The following is a 5,861-nucleotide window of genomic DNA, read 5'->3' on the forward strand; positions in this document are numbered from 1 at the left end:
GCACGGTGAGCCGGCGGCCCCGGGTGACGCCGTTGGTGGTGAGCGCGTTGCCGGCCCAGCGCAGGTTGGCGGTCGACTCCTCGTCGGCGATCACCACGCAGCCGTCGGCGCGGGAGAGGCCGAGCGCCAGCTCGACGAGTTCGTGGGGCTGCGTCGTCGCGGTCATCAGTGACCCGCCTCCTGCTGGGTGTTGAGCACGTTGACGTTGCGGAACAGGGCCGAGGGGCAGCCGTGGCTGACCGCGGCGACCTGGCCGGGCTGCGCCTTGCCGCAGTTGAACGCGCCGCCCAGCACGTAGGTCTGCGGGCCGCCGACCGCGGTCATCGAGCCCCAGAAGTCGGTGGTGGTGGCCTGGTAGGCGAAGTCCTTGACCTGGCCCGCCAGTTCGCCGTTCCTGATGGCGTAGGCGCGCTGCCCCGTGAACTGGAAGTTGTACCGCTGCATGTCGATCGACCAGGAGCGGTCGCCGACGATGTAGAGGCCGTTCTCGACGCCCGCGAACAGGCCCTCGGTGGACGGGCCGCCCTCGACCGGCTGCAGCGAGACGTTGGCCATCCGCTGCACCGGGACGTGCGCGGGGGAGTCGGCGAAGGCGCAGCCGTTGGAGCGCTCGAAGCCCTTGAGCCGCGCCATCGCGCGGTCGAGCTGGTAGCCGACCAGAACGCCGTCCTTGACGAGGTCCCAGGACTGCGCGGCCACCCCCTCGTCGTCGTAGCCGACGGTCGACAGGCCGTGCTCGGCGGTGCGGTCGCCGGTGACGTGCATCAGCTCGGAGCCGTACTTCAGCGAGCCGAGCCCGTCGAAGGTGGCGAAGGAGGTGCCGGCGTAGGCGGCCTCGTAGCCGAGGGCGCGGTCCAGCTCGGTGGCGTGGCCGATCGACTCGTGGATGGTCAGCCAGAGGTTGGACGGGTCGATGACCAGGTCGTAGCGGCCCGCCTCGACGCTCGGCGCCTTCATCTTCTCGGCCAGCAGGACCGGCAGCCCGGCGAGCTCGGCGTCCCAGTCCCAGCCGGTCCCCGTCAGGTACTCCCAACCGCGCCCGGCCGGCGGCGCGAGGGTGCGCATCGAGTCGAAGGCGCCGGTGCGCCCGTCCACCGAGGTGGCCTCCAGCACCGGGTGCAGCCGGATCCGCTGCTGGGTGGTGACGGTGCCGGCGGTGTCCGCGTAGAACTTGTTCTCCTGGACGGTCAGCAGGGTCGCCTGGACGTGCGAGACGCCCTCGGCGGCCAGCAGCCGGGCGCTCCACTCGGCGAGCAGCGCCGTCTTCTCCGCGTCCGGCACCTCGAAGGGGTTCACCTCGTAGGCGGAGACCCAGACGGCGTCCCGGTGCACCGGCTCGTCGGCCAGCTCGACCCGCTGCGCCGACCCCGCCGCGCGGCTGATCCCGCCGGACAGCCGGGCCACCGCGACGGCCTGCGCGGCCACCGCCGCGGCGGCCTCCGGGGTGAGGTCGACCCCGGCGGCGAAGCCCCAGGCGCCGTCCAGCAGCACCCGGACGGCGAAGCCGAGCTGCACGCCGTCGGAGGTGCCGGACGGGCGGGCGTCGCGCAGCCGCCAGGAGGCGCTGCGGACCCGCTCCAGGCGGAAGTCGGCGTGCTCGGCGCCGAGTTCGCGGGCCCGGGTGAGGGCGGCGTCGGCCAGGGCGTGCAGCGGGTAGCCGAGGAAGAGCGGGTCGACGGCGCGCGGGGCTCCGGCGCGGGACGGGGACGTGCTGGTCGGGGGCAGCGGAGGCAATCGGGCTCCCTGGTCGGGCGGACGGCGGTTCGGGAGCCCCTGTCGGGACAAGGGCTCCCGAACCGCATCATTGCCCGTCAAAGGGGTTTCGGCCAGCGCATTTCCCGGTGCGGCGGCCGACCGGCTACCCGACGCCCTCCCACCAGCCGTCCAGCTCCGGCGGATTGTCGACGTCCACCCGCTCGCCGGGGCGCGGCACCGCCAGCCGCACGCCGTGCTCCTTCGCCGCCACCAGCAGCCGCTCGACCGGCTCGGACCACGGGTGCAGACCCAGGTTGAAGGTGCACCAGTGCACCGGCAGCAGCAGCTCGGCGTTCAGCTCCCGGTGGGCGAGGACGGCGTCCTCGGGCGTCATGTGGATGTCCGCCCACGCCGGGTCGTAGGCGCCGACCTGGACCAGCGCGGCGTCGAACGGGCCGTGCTCGGCGCCGATCCGCGCGTAGCCCTCGAAGTAGCCGGAGTCACCGGTGTAGTAGACCTTGCGGTTCGGCCCGGCGACCACCCAGGAGCCCCACAGGGTGGTGTTGCGGGTCAGGCCGCGGCCGGAGAAGTGGTGGGCGGCGGTCAGGGTGAGCGCCAGGTCGCCGAGCGTGCAGGTCTCGTCCCAGTCCAGCTCGATGATCCGGTGCTCCGGCACGCCCCAGCGGCGCAGGTGGGCGCCGATGCCGAGCGGCACCGCGAACGGCGCGGACTGGCTGCGCACCAGCCGCCGGACCGTCGCCATGTCCAGGTGGTCGTAGTGGTCGTGCGAGATGAGCACCGCGTCCACCTGCGGCAGCTCCTCCAGCTCGACCGGCACCGGGTGCAGCCGGCGCGGGCCGACCAGGGCGGCGGGGGAGCAGCGCTCGCTCCAGATCGGGTCGAGCAGCACCCGCGAGCCCTCGATCTCGACCAGCGCCGAGGCGTGCCCGTACCAGGTGACCGCCACGCCCTCGGCGGCCGCGCCGGCGGCGTCGGGCGGGCGGACGACGGGCACCGCGCCGTTCGGCGTGCGGTCCGCGCGCTGGAACAGCACCCGGTGCACCGTCTCCGGGTCGATGCCGGACGGCGCGGCCGCCCGGGCCAGCTCGGACGGCGCGTTGTGGAAGACCCCGTCGCGGTACTGCGGGGAGTTGCGCAACCGCTCCTCCCGCTCGCCGTCCGGGCGGCGTCCGAACGCCGCCGGGAGGTCGCGCAGTGCCCAGGCGACCGCTCCCGCGCCGGCCGCCAGTGCGGCCATGGCCACCAGTCGTCCGCGCCGGTGGGTGGTCCCGGCCCGTGCCTCGCTCATTCCGCGCTCCGCCTCCGCTCGTCACCGGGGCCCGGTGTCAGGCTTCGGGCCGTCCTCGGCCCCGGTGCGGCGGCCCCGGCGTCGTGCCGCACCAGGGGGCACAACGGGCGTGCCCCGCCGCCGGGTTCCCCGGACGGGCCGCTCATCGGAAACGACAATCCGGTGAAGGTCGGTGGGCGAATCGCGCGAAAACCGGCCGGAGGCGCATTGTTGGATACCGACAGTTCCTTCGGTGCGGCGCTGTGGGAGACCGATTCGCCGCCGCGCCGGAACGACCGATAGCGTCACACCGCGTACATCGTTGCGACGTACGTGGACATCACGGAGTGGTACGCGGGCATCACGGCGTGCGCACACAACGGAGAGAGGTGGATCGTTGAGCCGCTCGGTTCTCGTCACCGGAGGCAACCGGGGCATCGGCCTCGCGATCGCCCAGGCCTTCGCCGAGGCCGGCGACAAGGTCGCCATCACCAGCCGGTCGGGTGAGGTGCCCGAGCAGCTGGCCAAGTACGACGTGCTCGCGGTGCGCTGCGACATCACCGACAGCGCCCAGGTGGACGCCGCGCTGACCGAGGTCGAGACCGCGCACGGCGCCGTCGAGGTGCTGGTCGCCAACGCCGGGATCACCAACGACACCCTGCTGCTGCGGATGTCGGAAGAGGCCTTCACCTCCGTCCTGGACACCAACCTCACCGGCACCTTCCGTGTGGTGAAGCGCGCGTCCAAGCTGATGATGCGCGCCCGCCGGGGCCGGATCGTGCTGATCTCCTCGGTCGTCGGCCTCTCCGGCTCCCCGGGCCAGGCCAACTACGCCGCCTCCAAGGCGGGCCTGGTCGGCTTCGCCCGCTCCCTGGCCCGCGAGCTGGGGCCGCGCAACATCACCGTCAACGTGGTCGCCCCCGGCTTCGTGGACACCGACATGACCGCGGTGCTCACCGACGAGCGCCGCGCGGAGATCGTCGCCGACGTGCCGCTGGGCCGTTACGCGGCGCCCGCCGAGGTCGCTTCCACCGTGCGGTTCCTCGGTTCGGACGAGGCCGCGTACATCACCGGAGCCGTCATTCCCGTCGACGGCGGATTGGGCATGGGTCACTGAGTCATGAGCGGAATCCTTGAGGGCAAGCGCATCCTGATCACCGGTGTGCTGATGGAGTCCTCCATCGCCTTCCACACCGCCAAGCTGGCCCAGGAGCAGGGCGCCGAGGTCATCCTGACCGCGTTCCCGCGGCCGAGCCTGACCGAGCGCATCGCCAAGAAGCTGCCGAACCCGGTCCAGGTCCTGGAGCTGGACGTCTCCAGCGAGGAGCAGCTGGCCGGCATCGCCGACAAGGTGCGCGAGCACCTGCCGACCCTGGACGGCGTCGTCCACTCGATCGGCTTCGCCCCGCAGGACGCGCTGGGCGGCAACTTCCTGAACACGCCGTGGGAGTCCGTGGCCACCGCCATGCACGTCTCCGCGTACTCGCTGAAGTCGCTGACCATGGCGCTGCTGCCGCTGATGCGGGACGGCGGCGCGGTCGTCGGCCTCACCTTCGACGCGCAGTTCGCCTGGCCGCAGTACGACTGGATGGGCCCGGCGAAGGCCGCCCTGGAGTCCACCAACCGCTACCTGGCCCGCTACCTGGGCGAGCGGGACATCCGCTGCAACCTGGTCTCGGCCGGCCCGCTCGCCTCGATGGCCGCCAAGTCCATCCCGGGCTTCCCCGACCTGGCCGCCACCTGGGACACCCGCTCCCCGCTGAAGTGGGACCTGACCGACCCGGAGCCGGCCGGCCGCGGCGTCGTCGCCCTGCTGTCGGACTGGTTCCCGAAGACCACCGGCGAGATCGTCCACGTCGACGGCGGCCTGCACGCCATCGGCGCCTGACACCTCCCGCCCACGCCGCTGCCCGGCACCCCTCCCGAGAGGAAGGGGCGCCGGGCAGCGGCGTCGGTGCTAGGCGGGCGCGACCGGCTCGCAGCCGAACTTGGCGGCCATGGCGTTGGCCCAGGTGCGGAAGGCGGGGTTCTCGACGGCCTCGGCCGAACGGTCGAGGGCGAACCCGAAGACGTGCAGCGTGAGAGTGCCGCTTCCGCAGGGGGCGACCACGAGGCTGTCGTTGCCGGTCCCCCGCCAGCCGGCGGGCAGCGGCTCCAGCGGTCTGTCGTCGATGTGGAGGGCGAAGGCCGGGTAGCGGGTGTCGAGGGTGGCGGTGAACTCGTAGCGCAGCTCCTGCCGGAAACCGTTGTAGTGGATCCAGCAGGTCTGGACCGGCGCCGAGGGACTGCTGATGTCCTGACGAGCCCCGGGCAGGAGCTCGTTGGCGGCGGTGGCCCCCGGAACCCCGCAGAGCCGCCCGTCGTCGACGGGCTGCGCGATCTGTTCGCCGGTGGTCAGGTGGACGTCCGGGACTTCCGCCGATCCGCAGCCGGAGCGGCGGGCGACCGCTGCGGCGAAGTCGGCGGCCAGCCGGGCCAGATCCTGCCGCGCCTCGGGCGACGCGGTCGTGTCCGCGCGAACGAAGCGGTAGGGGTCGGGCTCCTTGTTGCGGACCACGTCCACGGCGACCGCGTCCGCGTCCCGCTTCGGGTAGTTGTTCGTGTCCAGGTTGGCCAGCCGACAGCCCGGCGCCATCAGCAGCCAGCCACGGGCGTTGCCGAACGCGCCGACCGGCCCCCGGTCCGGCTGGGACATCGTCGGGTCGGCTCGCAGGGAAGGCTCGAAGAGCGCTGCCTTCTTGGTGCGCAGGTGGATCTCGGCGACATACTTGCCGCCGCGCTTGAGGCTGATCGCGCAGTAGGCGTCCGGATCGTCGCGGTTGGTCGACACGTCGCTGTCGGCGACCACGATCTTGCCGCTGCCGAGGACGCGCTCGGC

The 5,861-nt window shown here is 72.9% G+C and carries 5 protein-coding genes and 1 pseudogene; 2 read left to right on the forward strand and 4 right to left on the reverse strand.

Translation table 11 applies throughout. The annotated features are described in order from the left end of the window. The 3 genes and pseudogenes from ABD308_RS15425 to ABD308_RS15435 all read right to left on the reverse strand — a co-directional run. Positions 1-166 (reverse strand): annotated as a pseudogene (locus tag ABD308_RS15425) (TldD/PmbA family protein); the annotation flags it as partial. Further along, entirely contained in the window at positions 166-1,725 is a 1,560-nt protein-coding gene (locus tag ABD308_RS15430) for a TldD/PmbA family protein (RefSeq protein ID WP_344333926.1), read from the reverse strand. The gene ABD308_RS15430 and the pseudogene ABD308_RS15425, both read right to left, overlap by 1 nt. A 133-nt stretch (positions 1,726-1,858) precedes the next feature. Further along, complete coding sequence (locus ABD308_RS15435; RefSeq protein WP_344333899.1) at positions 1,859-3,004, reverse strand: MBL fold metallo-hydrolase; 1,146 nt, start codon at positions 3,002-3,004, stop codon at positions 1,859-1,861. A 376-nt stretch (positions 3,005-3,380) separates the two neighbouring features. On the opposite strand from ABD308_RS15435, the gene fabG reads away from it, so the two are divergent. After that, positions 3,381-4,100 carry a 3-oxoacyl-[acyl-carrier-protein] reductase gene (gene fabG / locus ABD308_RS15440; RefSeq protein WP_344333900.1) on the forward strand — a complete coding sequence of 240 codons (720 nt, stop codon included), beginning with the start codon at positions 3,381-3,383 and terminating at the stop codon, positions 4,098-4,100. A gap of 3 nt (positions 4,101-4,103) precedes the next feature. Further along, positions 4,104-4,871 (forward strand): enoyl-ACP reductase FabI, encoded by a 768-nt coding sequence (fabI, locus tag ABD308_RS15445; protein WP_344333901.1) that lies wholly within the window; start codon positions 4,104-4,106, stop codon positions 4,869-4,871. Positions 4,872-4,940: 69 nt separating this feature from the next. On the opposite strand, the gene ABD308_RS15450 is transcribed toward fabI, so the two are convergent. Then, positions 4,941-5,861: hypothetical protein (locus ABD308_RS15450; RefSeq protein WP_344333902.1), on the reverse strand; the 921-nt coding region annotated here is incomplete at its 5' end.

This window comes from Kitasatospora putterlickiae (assembly GCF_039527695.1).
Taxonomy (GTDB): domain Bacteria; phylum Actinomycetota; class Actinomycetes; order Streptomycetales; family Streptomycetaceae; genus Kitasatospora; species Kitasatospora putterlickiae.

Bases quoted from the DNA above. Each gene is read 5' to 3' on its own strand.
- fabI (WP_344333901.1), top strand. From the start codon at position 4,104: ATGAGCGGAATCCTTGAGGGCAAGCGCATCCTGATCACCGGTGTGCTG.
- ABD308_RS15435 (WP_344333899.1), bottom strand. From the start codon at position 3,004: ATGAGCGAGGCACGGGCCGGGACCACCCACCGGCGCGGACGACTGGTG.